Here is a 22,744-nt window from a genome sequence, read left to right as displayed (position 1 = left end):
GTTCCTCTCTTCTTACCCTTCGAGATACAATTCAATCGGGTCAATCGGATCGAACGGATTCTCGACCCCCATCTTCTTCTTCCTGCTGTAATGCTTTAATAAGCCACCGCCCTTATTATAAAACCAGAACGAATACACAAGAATCTTGTTGATCTTGCCGATCCGATCCTTCGTCGTCTTATTATACAGGCTGCCGCCCACCTCAAAAACGGTTCCCTTGTGAATCATGGCGATCAGCTCCGTCTCACACGAAACCGGCTCCGGCAGAACCGTATAAGCCTTGCTCACACAGTTCGGCTTGTGCGCATCACTTCCGCCGACACAGATCTTACCGTATTTTTCCGCAAGAGCACGCGCACCTGCATTTGATTTCTCTGACTCGCAGGCATTAAACCCCTCCACAAAATCAAATCTGGCCATAATATCCGGATTTTTGTTGTAGCGCTCCGCGTTGGTGAAACTCATGTATTTCTCTCCGCACGGATGCGCCGGTCCCAGCACTCCGCCATTGCGATGAACCAAGTCAATCAAAACAGACAACGGCAGACCTTTCATCTCCAGGAGCCGCATCTTCACACCCTCCGGCATGATTACAAGAATGTGTCCCGCGTCACGGGTGTCGTACTCGATACCCTTGAGCACCACAAAATCTGTATGTTTCTTTCCCTTCATGTTCTTCTTCCAATAACGATATCCGTTATACGTATCATGGTCCGTGATCACCATTCCCTGAAATCCATGCTGCTTCAGTATAGTAATATATTCGTCCAAGCTTACCCTGCTGTCCACTGAGCCTTCCCTTACATGACAATGCATATCTAGCTTCATAAGTAAGCCTCCTTTCCAGAAATAATCTGGTGCCCGCCAGGCGAATCCTTTTTCAGCGCGGCACGCTAATTGTAATATCCTCTAGGTAGATTATACAACCTGAAGCGGATTCCCGCAATCTTATTCATAATTTGTTTCGATTCTGGCAAGAATTACCTTCACTCCCAAAATACAAATGATCCATGCAATCATATACGCTACCGCCGGAATATTCATTTCCGAAAAGCTGTATAACACAACCGCCGCCAACAAAATAAAGACTCCTGCCGCAATCACAATCCCTGAAATAACTGACTTTTTAATACACATAAAAATGCACCTCTCTTTCGTATGAATTTATCATACCAGGAGCGGTGCACTATAAAACGGACTCAGCCTATCTTTAATCTATATACTGGATGTCATCATCGTCGTCTTCATCCTCTTCCACTTTTCTGCTGACCTCATCGTCATCGTCCTCATCGTAGTAATCGTCAGCATCCTTATCCGCCTCCACTCTGTCCACATCGTCCAGAAGGCTTCTTGCTCTGTCCACTTCATTCTCCGTGGAGATTTCTTCCCGGACCTTGTTCGCCTTCGCCACATGCTGTTTTACCTTGCGGTGTGATTCCATGATAAACTGCACCACGATTCCAAGAATCGCCAGAACCGCTCCGATTGCATACTCTGCAAAAGACCACGGAATCGAAATCAGCGCCACAATATATCCAGCCGCAGTAAGTCCTCCATGTATGCCGGTCAGGAAAATTATGATTGGTTCGAGAAATTTAATCGAAAGCACAGCCAGAACCAGACCAACTGCAGCGCCAACCAATAACATCACCATGTCCGCAGACGGGAAAAATGAAAACACGATCGCCGCACCAAGCAGCCAGGATATAATGAACACACCCACGCGAAACAGCCAGAAGCCCAGAATCGCCATGATCACTCCAGCAACGCCTCCGATTGCAAGCACGGTCACCGAAGAGGACACAAACTGAGATGAAATTGCTGCACCGGCACAGAATCCGATCAAAAAACCAATCAGTGCAGACCAGATGCGAATCAGCTTCAGTCCAAAGAAACAATTTAATAATGCCACCACCAGTATGGCAACTGTGATCCCCATTCCAGCCTCTGTAATCAATTTCTGCTGCTCTGCCGTCAGGTTTAGTCTGACCCCCAGCAGATTATTTAACTGGTCCATATTCATATTCGTATTCATACGTATTCTCCTCTTTCCTTATTAATCCATGTACTTTTGTGAAATCTCTTTCAACAGACCCTTATACTCCTGTCTCACTTCCTCCGGCGACAAAATCTCAGCCCCGTCCCCCAGACCGGTCAGCCATCCAAAAAACTGATCACTGACAGCAATGTTCACCCGTGCAATAAAGTGTTCCGGCCCGTCCTCACGAACGGTCACTTCCTTGCCGAACCGGTCTATGATAACGCCGATCAGCGAGTTGCGAAACCGGATCCGCACCGTCTGTTCTTCCCCTGCGAACATCCCGAATGTCTTCTTTGTATAGTAGGCCAGATCACATCTGCCAAATTCTTCCTGTCCTTCCCTCGGCAGGTCTAAGATCGATATCTCCAGCATCTTATCCACCCGGAAGTGCTTGAGGATTCCCACATTCTCATCGTATGCAATCAGATAATAATTCTCATCGTCCCAGGTCAATGCCCAGGGACTCACCTGATACATTCCGCCTCCGCGCCTTGGTTTTAATTCCTTTTCAATGGTCCACTGTGTATATTGAAAACGAATCTGCCAATTTGAAGCAATTGCCGTGTGCAGCTTGTCCACATTATAATAAATGCTCTCGTTCATGGTCTTAATCCGGTTGGACACATAGACCTGACGCTGCAGCTGCCTCGCCTCGTAACGGCTGGTGAGCGATTCAATTTTCTTGATGAGACTGCTGGATTTTCTCTCTGTGATAAACTTGGAAGACTGAACGGCATCCACCAGAAGCTTTAACTCCGGCAATTCAAAATCATGACTTGCCAGATAATAACCCGCAGGCCGTTCCTTGCGATATTCAATGTCCATTCCGAATAACTTCAGCGTATCAATGTCGTTGTACAGACTCTTGCGTTCTGTACTCACACCATACTCAGCCAGCCGCTCCTCCAGGTCATTCCTGGTGAGCGAATGCTTCTCGTCCGTCTCCTCAGAGAACATCTTCATAAGATACAAGATCTTAATCTTCTGATTGTAAGATTTTGGCATCTGATAATCTCCCCTTCTCAGCTAATCCCCTTGCAAATGAAACCATATGCCCCCAGACAGCTTCATTTATCTTATATATTTTATCACAGATAACTTCACTTACACAACACCCAAATCAGAAAATTCAGAAGCCCGCACCATAAGTCATTTAGGGACAGGTCAAAAGTGCAATTGGGGACGTAGCAAAGTTGCAACTTTGCTACGTCCCCAATTGCACTTTTGCACATTTTTGTACAAAACGCAAAATGAAAGTGAACATTAATCGTATCTTTCAATTAATGTCCACTTTCTAATTCGATGTCTCCAATGGATTATACCTCACTTCAATTTTTTTGTTTGCTAACCTTACGGTTTTAGAATATTTCTGGTGGTCTGTACCTTCCTTTCATAAATTTCTTAAGAATTATCTTTTCTCGTCGGATAAATTTCTTAAGATTTTTGTTTCTTTTTTTCTTTTCTTCTGTTTTATTTCTTGAATTCATATTAGCATTTAATTCATAGGATGTCAATACTTTTATCTTTCTTTTATGTATTTTTATATTAATTTTCTGTCAATTCAATTCTTAATCTCCATTTAATCTTATTCTTTCGTCAATACGGCAAGCTGCTTTCTCTGTTTTCATTCACTTGCAATTTTCTGCTTTTCTTTTTTATGCTTCAATAGCGTATTTTCAAAACGCAAAAAAACTTTTCAAAAATTTAACATTTTTCTTGCATTTTCAAAATATTATAGTACAATATGAAGAAACGAGGACATCGGTGTCGCCAAGACATTTATGTTCTCTTTTTTTATATATTTCAATAAGATTACTATGAGAATGAAGGGAGCAATATTTATGAAAACTTTTTCAAACATCCTGTCCACCATTGATAGTATCGTCTGGGGACCAGTCATGCTGGTTCTTTTAGTCGGTACCGGAATCTTTTTAACAATAAGAATGAAATTTCTGCCCTGGCGGAACTTAGGTTACGCCTTGAGGAGCACGCTCAGCAAAGAGGCGCGTACCACCAAGCGGGGCGAGGGAGATATTTCTCCTTTCTCTGCACTGACAACTGCGCTTGCGGCGACCATCGGAACAGGCAACATCGTAGGTGTCGCCACCGCCATGGTGTCCGGCGGTCCCGGTGCCCTGGTGTGGATGTGGATCTCCGCCCTGTTCGGTCTCTCCTCCAAGTTCACAGAGTGCATGCTGGCTATCAAATACCGCGAAGTCAATGAAAAAGGGGAAATGTCCGGCGGTCCCATGTACACGATGAAGAAAGCATTTAAGAATAAGACCTTCGGCGCTGCCATGGGATGGATCTTCGCACTGTTCGCAGTCATCGCCTCCTTCGGAATTGGTAACCTGACACAGGCGAACTCCATTTCCAGCGCGCTGGATACGACTTTCGGAATTGCAACACCAATTACCGGCGTAGTTCTTACCGTACTCGCACTGATCATCATTGTCGGCGGTATTCAGTACATCTCCAGGGTTTCTTCTGTCGTAGTACCGTTCATGGCCGTCTTTTATGTAATCGCAGGTCTGATCGTCATCATCGGCAACATTGAAAATGTACCTTCCGGCCTTGCCATGATTTTTAAAATGGCTTTCAGCGTCAAAGCTGTCGGCGGCGGTCTGTGCGGCAGCATCACCGCCGCCATGATGAATGCCATGCGTTTTGGTGTTGCACGCGGTGTCTTCTCCAACGAAGCAGGTATGGGTTCTGCTGCCATCACCGCCGCTGCCGCAACCACGGATAATCCGGTTCGTCAGGGCTACATCAACATGACCGGTACGTTCTGGGATACCATCGTTGTCTGTACCATTACCGGTCTGTGTATCGCAAGCTCCGGCGTCCTTGGAACCGTGGATCCTGTAACCGGAGAACTGATGACCGGTTCGACCCTCACCATCGCTGCCTTTTCCACGGTGCTCGGCGGTGCAGGCGGATGGCTGGTTTCCATCGGAATCACACTGTTTGCATTCTCCACAATTCTTGGCTGGGAATACCACGGCGAAAAGGCCTTCGAGTACCTGTTTCAAACACACAAATATAACATGGTCTACCGCATTGTCTTCTCACTGATCGTATACATAGGCGCTACCACCGCACTGGATATTGTTTGGAATTTTTCCGATATTGCAAATGCGCTGATGGCCATCCCGAATCTGATCTGCATGCTGGCACTGAGCAGCACTGTGGCAAAGGACGTACAGGAATTTCAAAAAGAAATTACTGCTTCTAAAACTGCAAGATCCAAATAACAGACATCTCCCTCCCCACTGCCGGCGTGAAGAGCACCAGCAGCGGGGAGTATTCATTGCCTGCGGACGTTTAGACCGCAGCACTGTTATTTATACACAAACTGAAAGATGGGCATCAACCTTATACTACGATCAACACCCATCTTACTGTGATATCTCTATCATACTTTTGACCTCTTTCTCGAACCTGTTCTTTGTGATTTGTTTTTGAAATCCTTATCTTTTCTTCTGTGGATTGCATAATCCGTGGATTTTTCATCATCTTTCAGATTCATTAAATTAGGTTTTTTAGTTTTACCTACTTTGCATTGTAGGATTTTTTAAATTACGTTTAATATTTTGGTGGACTGTACCTCTCTTTCTTTATTTTATTCTCCTCACAAGTGTTTTACTCATGATTCTTTTTTCTTGTTTTTTATTCCTTTTCTTCTTTTGTTGTATTTATATTATCACACTTCTTTTGATTTGTAAACACTATTTTTATAGTTTTCTCATTTCACACATAATTTATCTGTCAATTTAATCAGTCATTCGCATTTTACCCTTATTTATTCGTACTCATCCGAATTTATCTGCATCTATCCGCATTCATCTGCATTTATCTGTATTCATCTGCATTTATCCGTATTTATATCTTCACTTATTTTCAGTAAAACGGACATTCACAATCCGGTTCTCTGCTTTTCCTCTTATTCCCGGCAGCTGCTCTTTCCTGCCCCGCAAGAGCTCCCTCCGGACCAGCAAAGGCTCATTTTATTCCATCTCTTTCTTCTGCTCCCCGTCATCGCCTCTGTGCATCTGCTTTCGGTGCTCCCGCAGTCTGCCGTACAGTTCCGGATTATCCCGCTCCAGACGTTCCTCGATCTGGTGCCTGCGCATCAGTATCCGCGAATCCACATCCTGCTCCCGCCAGCCCAGTCTGTGTGCCAGTTCCGGCAAATGCTGTTCCAGACGTTGCAGCAGATCATCCTCCTCAATGCTGCCCATCGCATGCCAGCTGCTGCTCTCATGCAAAAGCGCATCCAGCGTCTCCTCCCGGTTATCCGTCGGCTGTGCATGTTTCAGGATCTCCTGCACATGTTTTTCCAGCTCATCTCCGGCGTCCTTTCCGAATGCCCACTCAAATTCATTGATCACAAAATTATCCCGCACCTGCCTGCCGCTCTGCTGCGCCTGTGCCTGCGTCTCTCCCTCGGTCGGATACGGCCTGATATATCCGGCATCCGCCAGAGCCAGCGAAATCGTCCGCCTCGCCACACCATCCTCCACCAGATGACCGCATCCCATCTTCCGGAACTGATCGTTGATCTCCCCGATGTGCTCCGTGATATAAAAACGGATTCTCTGCTTTTTCATCTTCTCATTCAACAGCTTCAGCCGGTCTGCCGCTGTGATGTCAATGCTGGTCATGCCGCTGGCATCCACGATCACCACCTTCGTGTCCTCCCGGATGCTGCGCTCGATGTCATTCTGAAAGCCGTCCACATTGGCAAAAAACAGATTCCCGCTGAACCGGTAGATGACCACGCCCCGAATCGGCCTTGCATTGCGGTTTCTCCGCAGACTGTAAAAACGCGTATGTCCCGGGATTGTCCCCAGAAATTCCTTCGGCGGATTGATTGCCTTTCCGAGCAGCGTGATAAACGAGAGCACGACGCCAAGCATAACGCCGTAAATAGTTCCCAGAACCAGGACCCCCAGAAATGCTCCCATAAATATCTTAAATTCCCCCTGGTCCTCCCGGAACAGCCGGACCGCCAGATCTGCCTCCACCACACTGATCAGTGCCGAGATAACGATTGCCGTCAGGACCGGCACCGGCAGATACCCGATAAATCCCGTTCCGAACAGCAAAAGCAGCCCCATTGCAACACTCGCCACGATCGACATCAGCTGGGTCTTCGCCCCGTACTGCTCCGCCATCACCGTCCGCGATACACTTCCGCTGGTAACGCAGCACCCCGTAAATGCACCGGCAGCATTTGCCACTGCATAGGTGAAGATCTCCTGATTATCTTTCAGTTTATAGTCATTTTTCATAGCAAAATTATTGGAAGACAGCAGCGTTTCTGCCAGAATCACGATCGCCACCGCAAGGCTCATCCCCAGCCCCTCCGTCACACCGAGGGCAGAGGTCTCCGGCACTGCCAAATGTGGCAGTCCGCGCTCCACAGCCGGGAGCAGTGCCACACCTTTCTCGTCCAGATGAAACACCAACTGCATTCCCGCGCCCACCGCCATCATGACAACCGCCATGGGAATCTTCGGATTGATCCGCTTCGTAAACAGAATGATTGCCAGCGTGCCGACCCCAAGTGCCAACGAGAGTAAATTCGCATTCCCGACCGTCTCCCCGATGTTCTCCACAAGCTCCACCAGTTCTCCTGTGCCCGCACGTCCGCCATAAAGCTTCGGCAGCTGCATCAGAATAATCGTCACACCAATTCCACTGATAAAACCGCCCATGACCGGTGCAGATATGTACTTGACCAGCCGGCCCGCTTTGAAAGCGGAGAACAAAAACAGCCAGACTGCGGTAAAAAATGTGATCACCGGAACCAGGTGCACCGCCTCCGCTGAGCCCGCCGTCACTCCCGCCGCAGCCACCACGCCACCGAGAATAGCCGCCGGAGCCGCATCCACGCCGAATATCATCTGCGGTGATGTGGAAAATACAGCAAATACAAAAATAGGCAGCAAAGAGCCATACAGCCCATATACTGCCGGCAGCCCTGCAATCTGCGCATATCCCATGGAAATGGGGATGGAGATTGCCGCCACAATCACTCCCGCCAGAATATCTGACGGGAGATTCTTTTTATCATAATTTTTTAATGTTGGGAAAAGTCTGATTTTCATACTCTGCCTGCTGCCTCATCTGTGACTCTGATCCGCACGTTTTCACTACTGTTCTTTTGATGCCTGTTCTTTTAATGCCTTCTCATAGAACTGCAGCATATTCTCGTAGGTCTGCTTGTCCTTAGATTGATTTATGCTTTCACCGTATCCTGCATAAGAATCATACACATTATACGTTCCAACCGTATCCTCCGTTTTCTTCGTCACCGTCGCGATCCATACCGTATAAGTCCCTGTTTTCTGATTATAACGCATGACCGGTACCGTTGTGCCCGGTTCACGATCTGAGATGTCCTCTGTTGACCAGTAAAGAAATGCTTCTCCCTCTGATTTCCCCCGAACATAGCTCCAGGATTTTGCCCCCATTTTTTCAAAATCAAATCCGGCCTTCTTCAAAGTCGCAACGGCCTCCTTTGCTGCACTCGGAAGTTCTGCTGCTCCTGAATCGACTCTGGATACTAACTTATCTCCATTCTTTGCCTCACTTAATATCTGTAATATCTTCTCTCTCTGCGTCGCATCGCCAAAGGAAGGCACACTGCCATGTTTTGAGCACACCACTTTAAATCCCGTCTCCAGTGTCGCACCGCTGGGTGAAATAGAAAAAACGCCTTCGCTCGGACACTTCGCATCATCTTTTTCAATCATCACAGGCAGCAATGTCTCCGGTGTTTCCCCCGCATCTTTTTCATCCAGCAGCTCCGCAACTATATGCCGCTGCAAAGTCTTACAGTTTGCCGCACATGTCGCTTCTCGCGCTTTCTTCAAACGGTTCGTAAACAGCGGGATCGATACCGCCACCAGAACCGCGATAATTGCAATCACGATCAAAAGCTCTGCCAACGTAAAGCCCTGATTTTTTTCTCTCTGTTTCATATTCATCCTGCTCCTTCAACAAACCTGTCCCCATCTCACTCCCGTTTATCATATCCATATTTTAACACTTACGGGTGCTGTCTGTCACATCAAATGTAACTTTTGGAATGAAAAATGATAGAAACAGCAAAGTGAATGCTCAAAAAGACAAGATCCACAGCAGATTTCGTCCGCCATGGATCTTGTCTTCATTCATTCTATTCTACTCTGTGCTTCAGTTTCCGACATCCGCAGCGCCTGCCATATCACTCCCGGCCTGCGGGCCTGTGTTCTGTGCTTCAGTTTCCGCCATCTACGGCACCCGCCGTATCACTCCCAGCCTGTGTTCTCTGCCTCTGTTCCCGCATCCGGTAAATACGCATCCCGTGCGTCTGTATTCTGCACGTCTGTATTCTGTACGTCCGTGTTCTGCGGATCTGTGCTCTGCTCCTCTGTACCGTATTCACCTGCATTCTGCGTCCCGGCATTCTGCGCGTCTGCGTCCTGCACGTCCTCTGTCACTTCACTTTCTTCCTGCGCATCTTCTGCGTTCTGCTCCGGCGTAATTCCACCTTCGATCCGTATGGTGTCTTTCTCGCGCTCCAGGTTGTAGATCAGAGTCGGATACACACCATTATTCAGATTCCAGAGTCCGTCTGCATTCAGCGCATCAAATGGAATCTCTTCCACCCCGTTCCACACAAAGTCTCTCTTCTCCTCCAGGTCGATATTCTCGCCGTTCAGGAACGGATATGCACTGGCTGTCACATAGCCATCGCCGTCAAACTCGGCTCCATAGCATGACCAGATCTCCTGCGCTGCATTGCTGCCCACAAAGAGTCCGATTGCCGCATCCTCTGACGGATTGTCAAACCGGGCAACTCCGTAATCATTTGCCAGATTGCTCGTATGCTTCTCATCCTCCGTCGATCCCACAAAACCACCGATTGTTCCAGAAGCCTCCGCGATAATACTCTTGCTCCAACAGTTTGTGATCGCACTGTTTTCCGCTCTGGTCCAGCCGACGAAACCGCCGTAGATAGGCATGGTCTTCTCCGTATTGCCGGTCCGCAGACTGATGGCTGCAGCCACCGCCGATTTTTCGATCGTTCCGGTATTGTAACCCGCAAATCCACCGATCTTCGCCGTATGGCCTGCCGCATTCTGCATCCACAACTGTCCGATGTTATCCGCATCGTAATAATAATTCTGAATCAGTCCATTGTAATAGCTGTTCATCACTACGCCGTCATTGTATCCGACCAGACCGCCCAGATTCATATCCAGACACTGGCTGTCCACCTGGATCGTCACATCCGAGTTCACGTTGACCATCACACCATGCTCTGTCACCTGACCGGCAGCCGAACCGATGGAGCCCTTCAGGAAGCTGGTACTCTCATCTCGCATCATATTTATGCTGCCGGAAATGTTTACCCCGCGCACCGTACCGTCCACACTCGCAAACAGACCGCCGAGCAGCGTCTTGTGCTTATCATTCCTGCTCTCATCCGCTCCCGTATAGCCGTTGCCGTCCACACTGGTAAATGTAATCGTCTGCTCCAGTCCCGTGATCGAATATCCGTCCGGGATCTGCTCCGATGCATCGATCGTTTCATCGGCGCTGGAATCCGTCATCGCCCGCCCCTCGTAAATGAGGCCTGCGTCGTAGTTTCCGGTAAAGCTGTAAACGCCATCCTTTGTCCAGCTTGAAACACCGCCAATCGGCTCAAAGTTATCTGCGCTCAGTGCAATGTCCAGTGTCTGTCTGAACGCCTTTGTCACATAGCTCTCCTTATTTGCATTGATACTGCGAAGCTGTGCGTTGGTGCGGATCTGGTATGGACGTCCGCCATCCTCGGCGGTATCGCCCAGGGACTTTCCTGCGGAAATTGCTGCCGCGAAGTCATCGTTATAGCTGTACGCCGCTGTTTCCCCTGTGTCGGAATTGTTCACCCTCACAGTAACCGTTTTATGCACATCATCCTGTATCAATCTGTAATAATCATAATCCACACCATCAATGTTTACCGCTGCTGCCGGTCTGTCTTCCGTCTTCGCTCCGCTGCAGTCCGGTTTCATCCCTGCGGAAATGAGGATGCCGAAGGATGTATCGGTATCTGCCAGATTGAAGTCCTTCACCGTGGTCAGCGTGTTGTATGGAACTTCATCATTAAATGTACCGTCTGTAACCGCGTACCAGCCCTCGTAGCCCGCATTGTTGTTTTCGTAGTAGGCAATTCCGGTGTGGACCAATGCCGCAGCATCTTCAACGTCAGGCTCCGCTTCTGTGGCCTGTCTCTCCTGCTCTTCAGCAGCAGGCACTGCTCCTTCACTCTGCGCATCCATATTCCCGGATTCCACTTGTTCTGTCGTACCTGACGGCCAGTCGCCGTAGTGCTGCATCGTCACCTGTTTTTCAGGATCCAGGAGCGTGCCCTGCTCTACATATGGTAATGCAAACGGGTATACACCAAGCCCTGCTGAATAGGCATGTGTATTAGACTCTGATGCACGATACGCGCCCACTACCGCATCTGAGGACAGCGCCTCAAAAGAGACAGCAGTTCCAATTTCAGTTTTACCTGTTACCGATGTAGTATTCAAATATCTCAACGTGCCGTTCTTCTCACCGCTTTCAAATACAAACGATGTACCTTCGCTGCTGTTTAACCCGTTGCTCTCCAGCGCAGCGTAGCAATTTGTACTGGCTTTCCCCATATCGCTTGCAAATCCACATGCTTTCTCCTCTGCACGGATCGTTCCCAGAACATGACAGTCCGTTATCCTGCCGCCGTCTTTATTTGCTCTTGTAAAACCATAAGCGTTCTTTGACTCAGACAAAATGTGAGCATTCACATAACATGAAACAATCGTTCCTGTGTTCTCCTTCGCAAAACCACTTGCCTCTCCTGCTGCTGTTATTTCACCGATAAAGTATGTATTTTTTATTGTTCCCTCATTCGCATTTACAATTCCAGAAATATCCGCCTTGGTATTTTTTATGGAGACACTATGAATATCGTTTGCTCCAGGACGTACACTGCAGCTGTTAATTGTACCCGTATTCGTTCCCGCCAAAACTCCCAGATCACTTTTTTCGCTCTCTATCTTCACATCTGTCAAAGTAATATTTTGAACCGTTCCTTTGTTGTTTTTTATAAACGGCAGGCCTAATCCCCAAATCGTGTAACCGCTCACATTATTTCCGTCCTGTACTGTGGTGGAAAGCAAAGTTCCTCCTAACTGTTCAATAAGATATCCGGTAGATTCATCAGCTGTAAGTGATGAAGCGTCAATGTCCAGCGTCTGAATAAACGTATACGCACTCTTTTTTCCAAATTGCAAATCTCCGCCAGATTGTAAATTCTGTAATTGTTCTGCGGTACGGATATAAAATGTGTTCTCGGCCAATGATGTTTCAGATGCGATGGAATCCGCAAAATATGGGGTCATATTCAGCTTTTTCCCATCATTATCAATCGTCAAAGTCACTCTTGTTTTTCCTGCTTTTGAATACGTCACTGCAGTCGGTAACGGCATATCATAAGCTTTGTAACCCGTTATTTGTATATTTTCATTCGTTTTCAGGTTGCCTATCTTTTCCCAAAAACTATCACCAATGCTAATCCTTTCATTTCCTCCTCCCGTCAAAGTATCACTCAACAGAATCACATATCCAGATTCCTGAACCGTTTTCCCAGTTGTTGATACCAGCTGCGGAACCGAATAAATCTCCTTACCGTCATGACTTATTCCATGATAATATGTTGTTCCATTAACGATTTCATAATAAACCAAACCGCCCTTTCCTATATCCGGTGATGGAATCATCGGCCAGTCGCCGTAGTGCTGCATCGTCAGATACGCATCATCTGTTGACGGCAGTGCAAACGGGTAAATATTTTCTGATTCGTCCGTATTCAGCACTCCGTATTTGTGAGTCGTTTCCGCTGTTGCTTTCTGTGCTGTTGGGAAAACTGCTTTCAATTCTTCGCAGGACTTTTGCTCTGCCCCATCATCTGCGTTCAATGTGATATTCTTTTCCGTAGATTCCAGCGAATAGCAATTCGTATATGTTCCACCACCCTTTTTCTGGCCAAATAAATATCCAGCTAGAGTACTCGAACTATTAAGTGATGTAAGCGCTGTGTAAGAATTACTGATCTTACCTGCATTAAGTTGAACAAATCCGAACGGCGGACCTACATTATATGTTAATGTTCCCAAAACATGACAGTTGTTAATAGTTCCGTCCCACTCATTCCAACGGCAGAATCCCGCCTCGCTGTTTGTAATACAATTTGCATAAGAAGCCTCTATGCTTCCCTCATTGGTATCACAAAAACCCGATCCCTTCACTGCTCCTATTATATAGCTGTTCTTGATAGTTCCACCCCAACTATTTGTATGAACAAATCCTCCTCCATTTGTCGTGTTGATATTTACATCTTCATATGTGCCTTCAGCTTTCGGTCTGATGCTGCAGCTGTCTATTATTCCATGATTAGTCTCAGCAAAACCTGCCTTTGCACTTACCTTGGAGTCAATCAGCGTGACCCCCTTCACTCCTCCTTCAACTCCTGCTTGCCCCCCTATTGACTTAAATAAATTGCACTTCAATCCGACAATCTGATAACCATATGATGTGCCATTTAAGTTTTCATAGGATAAAGCAGTATATTCCGTGCCCAAGATATCTATAGGTTTTTCAAATTCTTTGCCATCAATATCCAATGACTGCACGAACTGAATATCAGTATACGCCGAAAACCTCCATGCATCCAAGGAACTCAAATTATTTAGATGTCTTACCGTTCTGACATATATTATTTTTTCCCTTGTTTCTCCTGCTTCTACAGAATCTGCAAAATGAGGAGTGAATGTGAATTTGCAGGAATCTCCTATTGAGTCTTCCGTTTTTTTATTACCTATAGGAATTGTAATTGCACCGCTTTGACGGTCGTCATACACGTATAATTTCCCTATTAGATTCAAATTATAAATTTTGTAATCTGAAAATAGTTCCCCTAAACTGGTTTCCAGACCCGTTGCCTCAGATACCACTTCTTTTAAGCTTTGAATCCCCCACACATCCATGCCCAGAGAACCTGGATCTACCGTTTTTGGTAGCAAAATCAAATACCCATCCTCCGATGCATACTTTCCAGGTGTAGTAACCAGGCCATTGCTTTCATCCACTGTAATTCCTTCCGGAATATCTGTTGTCATTACTTCCTTGTAAGTAGCCTCATTCGGATTACTTGCAAAGTTGGACGTAAATCCATGATAATATACCTTGCCATCCACTATCTCATAATAAATAAGCCCGATATCATCCGCGTCCGAATCTGAGACCTTCGGCCAATCCCCCCAGTGCTGCATCGTCAGATATGGTTCACCACTCGCCGGCAATGAGAACGGATACGTTCCGCCCGATAATTCTTCTGCGTACGGATGGCTCACTGTCTGGCTGGCTTCTGCATTGTCTGCTTTCGCCTGTGCCTTCATCTCTTCAGCCGTTTTTTCTGTGGCACCGTCTACCGCTCCATTGCCCTCTTCTCTCTTTAAGAAATAATTGTCCTTATATGTTCCACCAGTGCTCGTAGCCGCTGCAAATGCGAACAGATTTTTTGCGTTTGTTGTCCCGGTAACAGCATAACAATTCGTGATCGTTCCGTTTGGATCCTCTTTATTTCCATTTTCCCGCACAAACCCGATATTATTGCTGTTATCGGATGTCCCACTGTTATCAGACGTCCCGCTCACATTGGAATCACATATTGCATGGCTGTTCTCTATCGTTCCGCCAGCTCTGTTTGACTGACAGAAGCCTATGAGATTGTACGTCTTGTTGTTTGCATTGCTGCCGGCTGTCGCCTCTATCTTGCAGTTGGCGTAGCAGTCCTGAATCGTTCCGGTATTAACATCTGCGAACCCGGACACATTCACGGTCTTCGCCTTCTCATTTGGCTCTGCTTTTATGGTTCCGATAAAGCTGCTGTTTGTTATGGTTCCGCTATTCGTCCAGATAAATCCTGCCGTTGCCAATACGTTGTTCTGATCTCGATTTCCTTTTCGGTCAATCATGACACTGCCATACTCTGTTCCGGATGGACGTACCGTACAGCTCTCAATGGTTCCCTTGTTCGTCTGTGCAAATGCTACCGCTGCAGTTGTTGAAGATCCAACCTCCTCTTCTGCCTGTACATCAGTCAGCGTCACGCCACTCACACGAGCTCCTGCACCGATAGTTGCAAACATTGCTGTCTTGATGCCGCGCACTTCATATCCACTTACGACTTTGGTTTCTTTATCTGTAATTTTTTTCACCGTATAATCTGCCATTAATGCATTGTTTGGCAAATCAGATGTTGAAGCTGCAAGTGAGACCAGATACTGATAAGTGCACTTCGCGCCACGGTTCGTAAAATCTGTAGCAGTATAATCGATATCAATCTGCTGTTCGAACGTGTAGTCTTTATTTTGATAAAATGATGGCTTATGCACCAGCATTCCTAATTGACGCGTCGAACGAATCTTATAGGTGTTCACGGTGAGATCCTTCTCTGTACCATCGACCGGTTCAATCGAATCTGCGAAGTACGGCGTCATCACAAATTTAGAATACTTATTAAATTTGCCTAAGTCTGCGTATCCTACCGAAATTGTACTTGCACCTGCTGCAAATATTTTTTCTTTATCATCGGTCGTATCGTTCAAATCCAGGAAATACAGATCATATTTTTGAAGTGTCGAATCCGTATCAATGTAATTATTTGAGTTCACCTTAGTGAGCAGACTGCTGCTGTCAACTTCATTTATACGGGCTGTGCCCAACTGTATATCCAGCTTCTTTACATCCATATTTTTCGGCAGCAGAACGAGATAGCCGTCTTCCGCAACGTGTTTTCCCTTTTCTGTAACGAGTCCGTTCTCAAGCGTCTCTGTCCCCGTTGTCTCCTGCGTCTTAATTTCTGTGTAATTCCCTTTTAACAGTTGGTCCCCAAAATTAGAAGTATAACCATGATAGTATAAGTTGCCGTTTACCTTTTCGTAATACACGATTCCGAAATCATCCGATTTCTTTTCAGGAATCTTCGGCCAGTCTCCCCAATACCCCAGTCCAGCTTCCGTATTACCGGTCGCGGCTGTAAATGCAGGGAATGGGTATTTTTCATTCTCTGTTATCGCTGAATTGTATCGGTGCGTTGTGCCGTTCTCAAGGTCAATTTTAAATATATCGTTAGGGGTTCCATCTGTTTTCTTTTTATTTAACAATGTTACAAATGCACCATCCGCGTCCATAAATTCATCAAAATCTCGATATGTAACGTTTTCCGTGTATTTGTCACTGGAATCCACCCAGGAACTACACGCATTATATTCTCTCGCATCTTCGCGCAGATAGGTACACCCCGTATATGTCTCTTTTACAACATCATCCGGTACCACGACCTGCGTCGCGTCTGTCGCCGTAAAATCCTTCAGCTGTACGTAATTTCCATAATAAGTCGAGCCTTTCTTTGCTGCCGTCGTCAGCGTAATACTGCCCTTCGTCTGATAGCACTTGCCATCTTTCTTTACATACTGATATCCAACGATCGAATACGGTGTTTTCTTGTCAATTGCCGCCTCTACCTCTTGTGTTGTATACAGATTCTCAATGTCTACTACACTGTAATAGAAATAGAGCTGTCCGTTTTTGACCGTTAGTCTCCATGTTTTAATCAGATTTCGAATGTCCTTATAGATGCTGACTTCAAAGAGTTTTTGTACCACCGCGGATACAGATGGAGAATCGCCTCCGATCATTGCATCCGGATTTCCCCTCGTTGCTGCAGTAGAATCCACATTATACTTAGGTTTTGTCCCAATTAAATAGGATGCAATATCTGTATATTTTCCTATATCGGCACGGTTTCCTATTCCGTCTTCGTAACACGTCTCGCAGATATCCTTATCTGCTTTCGATAATCCAAGGGCGTCCATTGCATCCTTATCCTTCAGATCCAACTCCAGGAGCTCATAAAATTTGCCAACCTGATTCTGATTCAGATCTAATGGCTCCTGACGCAGACTGCCGCAGCTTCTGCCCATGAATCCGCCATGCAGTACCTGGTCGCCCTGACCAATCTGCTGGTCCACAATTCCGGTAGAATATGTATTGTTCAGATATGTAACGGAATTTTTTCCTGCCAGATCACCTACAAAACCGCCTACGATTGCTCCTCTTTTCACGATTCCGGTCGCATAACAATTATTAATATTGCTGATTCCCGCAATGATGCCCGCAAAACCACCGGAATAACTGCAGCCGGCCACCTGATCTGTTGTCTCAATGTTGCCCTTATAGTCCTTATTTAAGATATTTCCAGATGCATAAGACTCCGTAATGTCACAGCCGTTCGATACGCCAATGAATCCGCCCAGAGAAAGATTGCTTTGCTGTCCCTTCACCGGAACAGCCGCAAAACAGTTCTTGATGGTCGCTCCTGCTCCACTGCCGACCAGTCCACCTACATAGGACGATGCTTTTTCTCCAATAACCGCTATTTTACTTATTATTCCTGCTTCATCTGCATACTCGCCATTTTCATTGACCTGATAAGTCCCCTCAGCCAGACGAGTCGAATGTACATCACAATTGGACAGACTTGTTCCGGATGCAATCCCTGCAAAGCCGCCTGTATGATCCGCCGCTCCCCTCAGAGAAATATTATTTACGGAAGAAGAGGTAATCATTGCAGCGTTGGCTTTTCCTACAACGCCACCTATGCTCACATTATTCCCGCCACGGCATCCGAATGCGGCCTGATCAACGTTCACTCCCGTCAGCGTCATGCCGGCATCCACCAGCCCGATCACGCCGCCCACATTCATGTCTTCATTGTCCTCCGACTCAGACACAGGGACGGTTCCCGTGATATCAGAAACCGTGCTGTTCCCCATGTTCAGCTGACCATTTTCCAGTCTTCCGATCAGACCGCCCACATTATTTGCCGTTATGTTCTCCGGTAATTTAAGGGATACGTTTGACTCACAGGACAGAACTGCTCCGCCCGTCAGACTTCCCACCAGACCACCATAAGCAACCGTATTATCTGCTGTGAATCCAGAAAAAGACGGTATCTCCCAACCGCTTTGTGCAAGCTGAATCGTACTCTGGCTTATATTTCCAATCAGACCGCCCACGGAACACTTGCCGTCCGGATTCGGGATTCCTCTATACTCAATGCTGCATCCTCCGCTGACCGCCAGGCCCGGACCCCATAAAACCGTCATGTTTTTCCCATTTGCCTGGCTGATATTCCCAACCAGACCGCCATAGGAATAATGTGTACCGTACTCCTCTTCCATTGTTTCCGCAATCTGCATGGTTGTGTTAGAAACCCTGCAGGAGTTGAATCTTTCCGACATATCCAGAGTTCCTTTATCATCTGCGTTGTAAATGTTTCCGACAAATAATCCACCATAAATTCTTTTATCACCAGAACTGTCCGCAACCTGAATAGTAAGGGTGCCGCCCTCGTTTATTGCAATATTCTCAAAGTTCAAGCTTCTATTCTTAGCAGACAACGCGCTCAAACTGATTTCCCCGGCAAATCCGCCGATTCCGGCATTTGCACTATCTGTGGAATGTACCGATGTTTCATTTAATGTATTATTGCCCTCGACTGTGATGTTCTGATACTTATATCCGTTACTAACATTTCTTCCCCAAGTCTGAATCATCCCGGCCACACTGCCGATCACAGAGTCTCCTGTAATATTCATATTGGTCAGTGTCACGCTGCCACTCTCACTTGTATTAACGGAACAACTGTAGGCTGCTCCTACAAGTCCCCCCACATACTTGTTTCCTGTCAGGGTAGCTCCTGTAACGGTTACATTCTCTATCAGCGTATACAGCTTCTTGCTTCCATAAGTAGCAGCCCCATTATGTGCTGCACTTCCGATGACAGATCCCACATAATTGGTTCCCGTCAGATTGACCGCATTCAGTGTAAGATTCTGAATAAGTGCACCCTGCGTGTTGCCAAACATTCCCGTTGGAGTTCCTGCCGTATTCGTGATACTCAAATTAGAAATCACATGGCCATTTCCGTTATACGTTCCGCGGAATCCGACCGTGTCACGAGCGTTTGTCGCCGGTGTGTTCGCGGATGCCACAATTGGGACTACGGCTCCGACGCCTCCGTCAACCGCATCACTGGTCTGTCTGCCAAAATAATCCTTGACATAGGCTGTGGACGCGTTGTCAAAATTCAGATTCTGATTCTGCGCATAGTACAGATCCCTGTACTTTCCGTAAATTCTATTCGCATTATCACTCGGATTCTGCAGATCCTGCGTCATCATACTATACTGGCGTTCGGTCCGGATCAATACAACATTGCTTTCTGTTTCTATATTGGCAGCCCCCGGCATCTTTGCGGTATCAATTGCCGCATTGCCGTCTTCGCCGCAATTTTGAATCGCGGACTTCGCATAATGTGGATTACAGTAGAAGTAACCGTCACTGCCATTCATGCTCACTTTTATCTGACTGTAATAATTTGTAGCGGAAGATATCGCATCTGCCGCAAACAGATCCCAGAAACGCAGATAATAAGTTCCACTCTCTACTGTCAGTGTATCATCCGCCTCCAGAGCAGTATTTGCCGCAAGCGCGCTTCCCGCTCTCTGCCATACCAGATTGGCACTTCCGGCCGCATTGGCTTCTGGTCTCACATTCGAGCTTGTTTCATTTGCAAATTGCGTTTCCGTGATTTTGTGCGTAACTGAACTTTCCGCCCCGTTCACAGAGACCGTCGGCACCGCGGACTCGTTGGACAGAACAACATAGCCATCCTGAACGATCTCATATCCATTCGTCTGCGGATCGTCAATCAATGAATTTACTTTCAAATTGTTATTATACAATCCGATTGTGTAAGCTCCGCCCCTGGAATAAATCTCATAATAAGCCAGCTCTGCTTCGAATACCACTCCCGACCAGTCGCCATAATGAATGCCTGAAACTGCTGCCGGTTTTTCTGCCCCATTCGCTGTCTTTGCATTCTGCGCCGTTGTATTCACTGTGGCAAATGGATATGCCGCCGTATCCCATGTGCTGTCATAGTTATGTGTCTCGACACCATACGCCTCTGTATTGGCACTGTGCTTTGGTCTGATCTCGATGCTGTTGCTGTCGTCTTTGCTTTCGGTAAACTCTGCCGTCTGCAGCTGCTGGTAACCTTTTCCCGCAATCTTCGTGCTCCCCGCTGCCGCGCCGCTTCCAACGCCGGATAATCCACCACTGATCCCGGTCATGTAGTAGCAGCTTTCTATCTTTTCTTCCGTTGCTCCAAGCTTTCCGGCAAAACCTCCGGCGATGGAGGCGTCCGCTGATTTTTTCACCTTACCTGCGCTGTAGCAGTTTGTGAAAATTGATCCCGGCTGCTCATCAACGCCAATTAAGCCTCCGGCAATGCTGCCGTAGACTGAACATGTCGAGTAGCTGTTCTGGATTGTGATATTGGCTGCTGTGTTCGCGCCCACCAGACCGCCAGCAGTTCCCTCTGCTCCGGTCTGCGCCACATTATAGCTGGTGTCTGCATAGGTTCCATCCTCTGTATAACCACCAGAATAGCTATTCGTAATCATCGTATTGTCCCGGGAAATAGAGCCGACTAATCCTCCGGCTGTTCCGGTCTTCGTCCGAATCGGAACGGAGGCAAAAGAGTTCTTGATCTCAACTCTTTGCGTATCCTTCTCATCACTCCATGTCTGTATACTTCCAACTAAGCCACCCACAGATCCCTGCTCTGACTGCAGCCGGTTCGACACCGTCGCTTCATCTGCCCCGGCTTCATTCACTCCAGCCGTGTAAACGGCGTTCGAAGTATCATAAACACCCACATTATAAATGCGCGCGCCATTTCCATACACACAGCCAACCAGGGCTCCTGTGGCGGTTGTCGCCATTTTGCCGGTGATGTCCTCCAGCAGCAGGTTCTCGATTGTTACCGCGTTCTCACCTTCCGTGCCAAGCACCGGAAATACGCCGCTGTATTGTTTTCCGTCAAATGTATACGCCCCGAGCACAAAATGCTTTAACGTATGGTTTTTCCCATCAAAGCTGATCAGAGCTCTGTTCACAACGCCATAGAACGACTTCACCGATGCCGACGATCCCACACCATTTTCCTTATATTTGTAAATGGTCTGGTCATTCCAGCTCTGTGCATTATTCTTTTCGTCTTTAAAAATCTTACTTGTTTCCGTCCAGTCCAAATCCTTCGTCAGTTCTGCCTTCTGTACGAACTGACTCACTACCGGCAGACTCGAAGTCACCTTTCTGACCTCCAGCGGAAGATTCGAGATCTCTGCATTTAAGTTCTGCAAATGCCGAATGCTGGAAATACTTGCAACCGGAACGTCATTGCTGCCCTCGTTCTTATTCGGATTGTATTTTGCTTCGAACAGACTGTTGGTGTAGCCGTCCTTTGTCAGCGTGTTGCTCAGAGCCTTGCTGCTGGTACAGCTGACACGAACGGTGAGGTTCTCTCCGGGTATGAATTTCTTTCCGAAAATTTCCGCGAAGTGACCGCCACTCGTCGTTATATCGTCTAACGACAGTTCATAGTACGCCTCATTCTTTTCGGTCAATTTTGGAGACCAGAAGTTCCACCATTTTTCTTTTGTCCAGGAGGAGACTTTCTTTTTGGTGACCTTGGTACCATCGTAGCTTTCAAGCTCCAGTGGACAGGTCAGCGTCTCGCCGCTCTCCTCGCCTTTTATATTCACTACAATTCTTGTCCCGTACTTGTTCTGCTTCGTTTTGCTGTCAATAAAATTGGGATCTGTAATCTTGACAAGCAGTTTATCCGAATTGTCTATCTCAACTTTTATCTCGTCCAGCTTGACGTTTGCAAGCTTCTTCGCAGAAGCACCACCATAATACCCGATAATCGGTCTGTTCTTTTTGCGTGCATCTTTTGATTCCTTATCTGTCCCTCTGGATGCATTCAGCCCCTGATAATCCGATACAAATTCATCGTCTGTCTTATCTGTATAGAACACGCCATACACTGACGCCGTCACATAATCATACTCAATTACATAGCTGCCGCTGTCTTTTCGGACAAACTCATCCAGCGATCCGTAGGGAAGGATATCGTTCAGGATCGTACTCTTCGTACCATCCGCATCATTCGTACCATCCGCATCATCCAGCGTATGGGCGCCCGGTGTGTACACAATATAGTAAAAATGATGCGTCTCCGCTCCATCTTTTTTCACAATTCCTGTATCCGGCCATTCGAAATCCGCGCCGCTCTCCGCAAAGTCTCCCGGCTTCGTTGTCAGGGTCGTTCCAAAGTAGCCTGCCGCATCTCCGGTCTCTGTCGGAGCAACGGTTCCCGCCACATCTTCCTCATGTGTCTTCGCCAGCTTATCCCACTCCCCGGAGGCCTTCGCAGCCGTTATATGATTCTGCGCCGCCACAAAGATCTGCTTTGCCGTGTTGTCCATCTCGGTGAGTTTCAGACTTCTCTGATAGCTGATCAGAGCCACCATTCCGATCGCCGCCAAAACAGCAAGAATCCCTACCACAATTAATAATTCTGATAGGGTGTATCCTGCGTTATTCTTTTTGCGCCTTGTCGTCTGCAATTTCTGCCTTATTCGTCTACTCATATTCTCACCTGACTTGTGTAAGTCCCTTATTGTTTATCTATTTGTTCATCCG

Annotated in this window: 8 protein-coding genes; 1 reads left to right on the top strand and 7 read right to left on the bottom strand. The window is 47.0% G+C overall.

The window, feature by feature from the left end:
* Nucleotides 1-12: 12 nt before the first annotated feature.
* The 4 genes from BUB85_RS12905 to BUB85_RS12890 form a co-directional block, all read right to left on the bottom strand.
* Nucleotides 13-828, bottom strand: a complete 816-nt coding sequence (locus tag BUB85_RS12905; RefSeq protein WP_073111147.1) for a PHP-associated domain-containing protein — start codon at nucleotides 826-828, stop codon at nucleotides 13-15.
* Between the two features lie 120 nt (nucleotides 829-948).
* Nucleotides 949-1,137: a hypothetical protein gene (locus BUB85_RS12900; protein WP_073111144.1), complete on the bottom strand. Its 189-nt coding sequence runs from the start codon at nucleotides 1,135-1,137 to the stop codon at nucleotides 949-951.
* Between the two features lie 73 nt (nucleotides 1,138-1,210).
* Nucleotides 1,211-2,035: an ABC-2 transporter permease gene (locus BUB85_RS12895; protein ID WP_073111141.1), complete on the bottom strand. Its 825-nt coding sequence runs from the start codon at nucleotides 2,033-2,035 to the stop codon at nucleotides 1,211-1,213.
* 21 nt (nucleotides 2,036-2,056) lie between these two features.
* Nucleotides 2,057-3,046, bottom strand: coding sequence for a helix-turn-helix transcriptional regulator (locus BUB85_RS12890; protein WP_073111139.1), 990 nt, complete (start codon nucleotides 3,044-3,046; stop codon nucleotides 2,057-2,059).
* An 836-nt stretch (nucleotides 3,047-3,882) separates the two neighbouring features.
* Between BUB85_RS12890 and BUB85_RS12885 the strand changes: the two genes are divergently transcribed.
* Nucleotides 3,883-5,295, top strand: coding sequence for an alanine/glycine:cation symporter family protein (locus BUB85_RS12885; protein ID WP_073111137.1), 1,413 nt, complete (start codon nucleotides 3,883-3,885; stop codon nucleotides 5,293-5,295).
* Between the two features lie 753 nt (nucleotides 5,296-6,048).
* Here the strand turns inward: BUB85_RS12885 and BUB85_RS12880 are convergent.
* The 3 genes from BUB85_RS12880 to BUB85_RS12870 form a co-directional block, all read right to left on the bottom strand.
* Complete coding sequence (locus BUB85_RS12880; RefSeq protein WP_073111135.1) at nucleotides 6,049-8,154, bottom strand: SulP family inorganic anion transporter; 2,106 nt, start codon at nucleotides 8,152-8,154, stop codon at nucleotides 6,049-6,051.
* Nucleotides 8,155-8,199: 45 nt separating this feature from the next.
* Entirely contained in the window at nucleotides 8,200-9,030 is an 831-nt protein-coding gene (locus BUB85_RS12875) for a competence type IV pilus major pilin ComGC (RefSeq protein WP_159434644.1), read from the bottom strand.
* A gap of 309 nt (nucleotides 9,031-9,339) precedes the next feature.
* Nucleotides 9,340-22,692 (bottom strand): prepilin-type N-terminal cleavage/methylation domain-containing protein, encoded by a 13,353-nt coding sequence (locus BUB85_RS12870; RefSeq protein WP_143160717.1) that lies wholly within the window; start codon nucleotides 22,690-22,692, stop codon nucleotides 9,340-9,342.
* Between the last annotated feature and the right edge of the window lie 52 nt (nucleotides 22,693-22,744).

Source organism: Hespellia stercorisuis DSM 15480, from assembly GCF_900142165.1.
Classification (GTDB): Bacteria; Bacillota; Clostridia; order Lachnospirales; family Lachnospiraceae; genus Hespellia; species Hespellia stercorisuis.
Note: the sequence above shows the minus strand (reverse complement) of the source record. Positions and strands in the feature narration are given on the sequence as shown.

Coding starts and splice junctions, on each gene's coding strand:
- BUB85_RS12905 (WP_073111147.1), bottom strand. CDS start 828: ATGAAGCTAGATATGCATTGTCATGTAAGGGAAGGCTCAGTGGACAGC.
- BUB85_RS12900 (WP_073111144.1), bottom strand. CDS start 1,137: ATGTGTATTAAAAAGTCAGTTATTTCAGGGATTGTGATTGCGGCAGGA.
- BUB85_RS12895 (WP_073111141.1), bottom strand. CDS start 2,035: ATGAATACGAATATGAATATGGACCAGTTAAATAATCTGCTGGGGGTC.
- BUB85_RS12890 (WP_073111139.1), bottom strand. CDS start 3,046: ATGCCAAAATCTTACAATCAGAAGATTAAGATCTTGTATCTTATGAAG.
- BUB85_RS12885 (WP_073111137.1), top strand. CDS start 3,883: ATGAAAACTTTTTCAAACATCCTGTCCACCATTGATAGTATCGTCTGG.
- BUB85_RS12880 (WP_073111135.1), bottom strand. CDS start 8,154: ATGAAAATCAGACTTTTCCCAACATTAAAAAATTATGATAAAAAGAAT.
- BUB85_RS12875 (WP_159434644.1), bottom strand. CDS start 9,030: ATGAAACAGAGAGAAAAAAATCAGGGCTTTACGTTGGCAGAGCTTTTG.
- BUB85_RS12870 (WP_143160717.1), bottom strand. CDS start 22,692: ATGAGTAGACGAATAAGGCAGAAATTGCAGACGACAAGGCGCAAAAAG.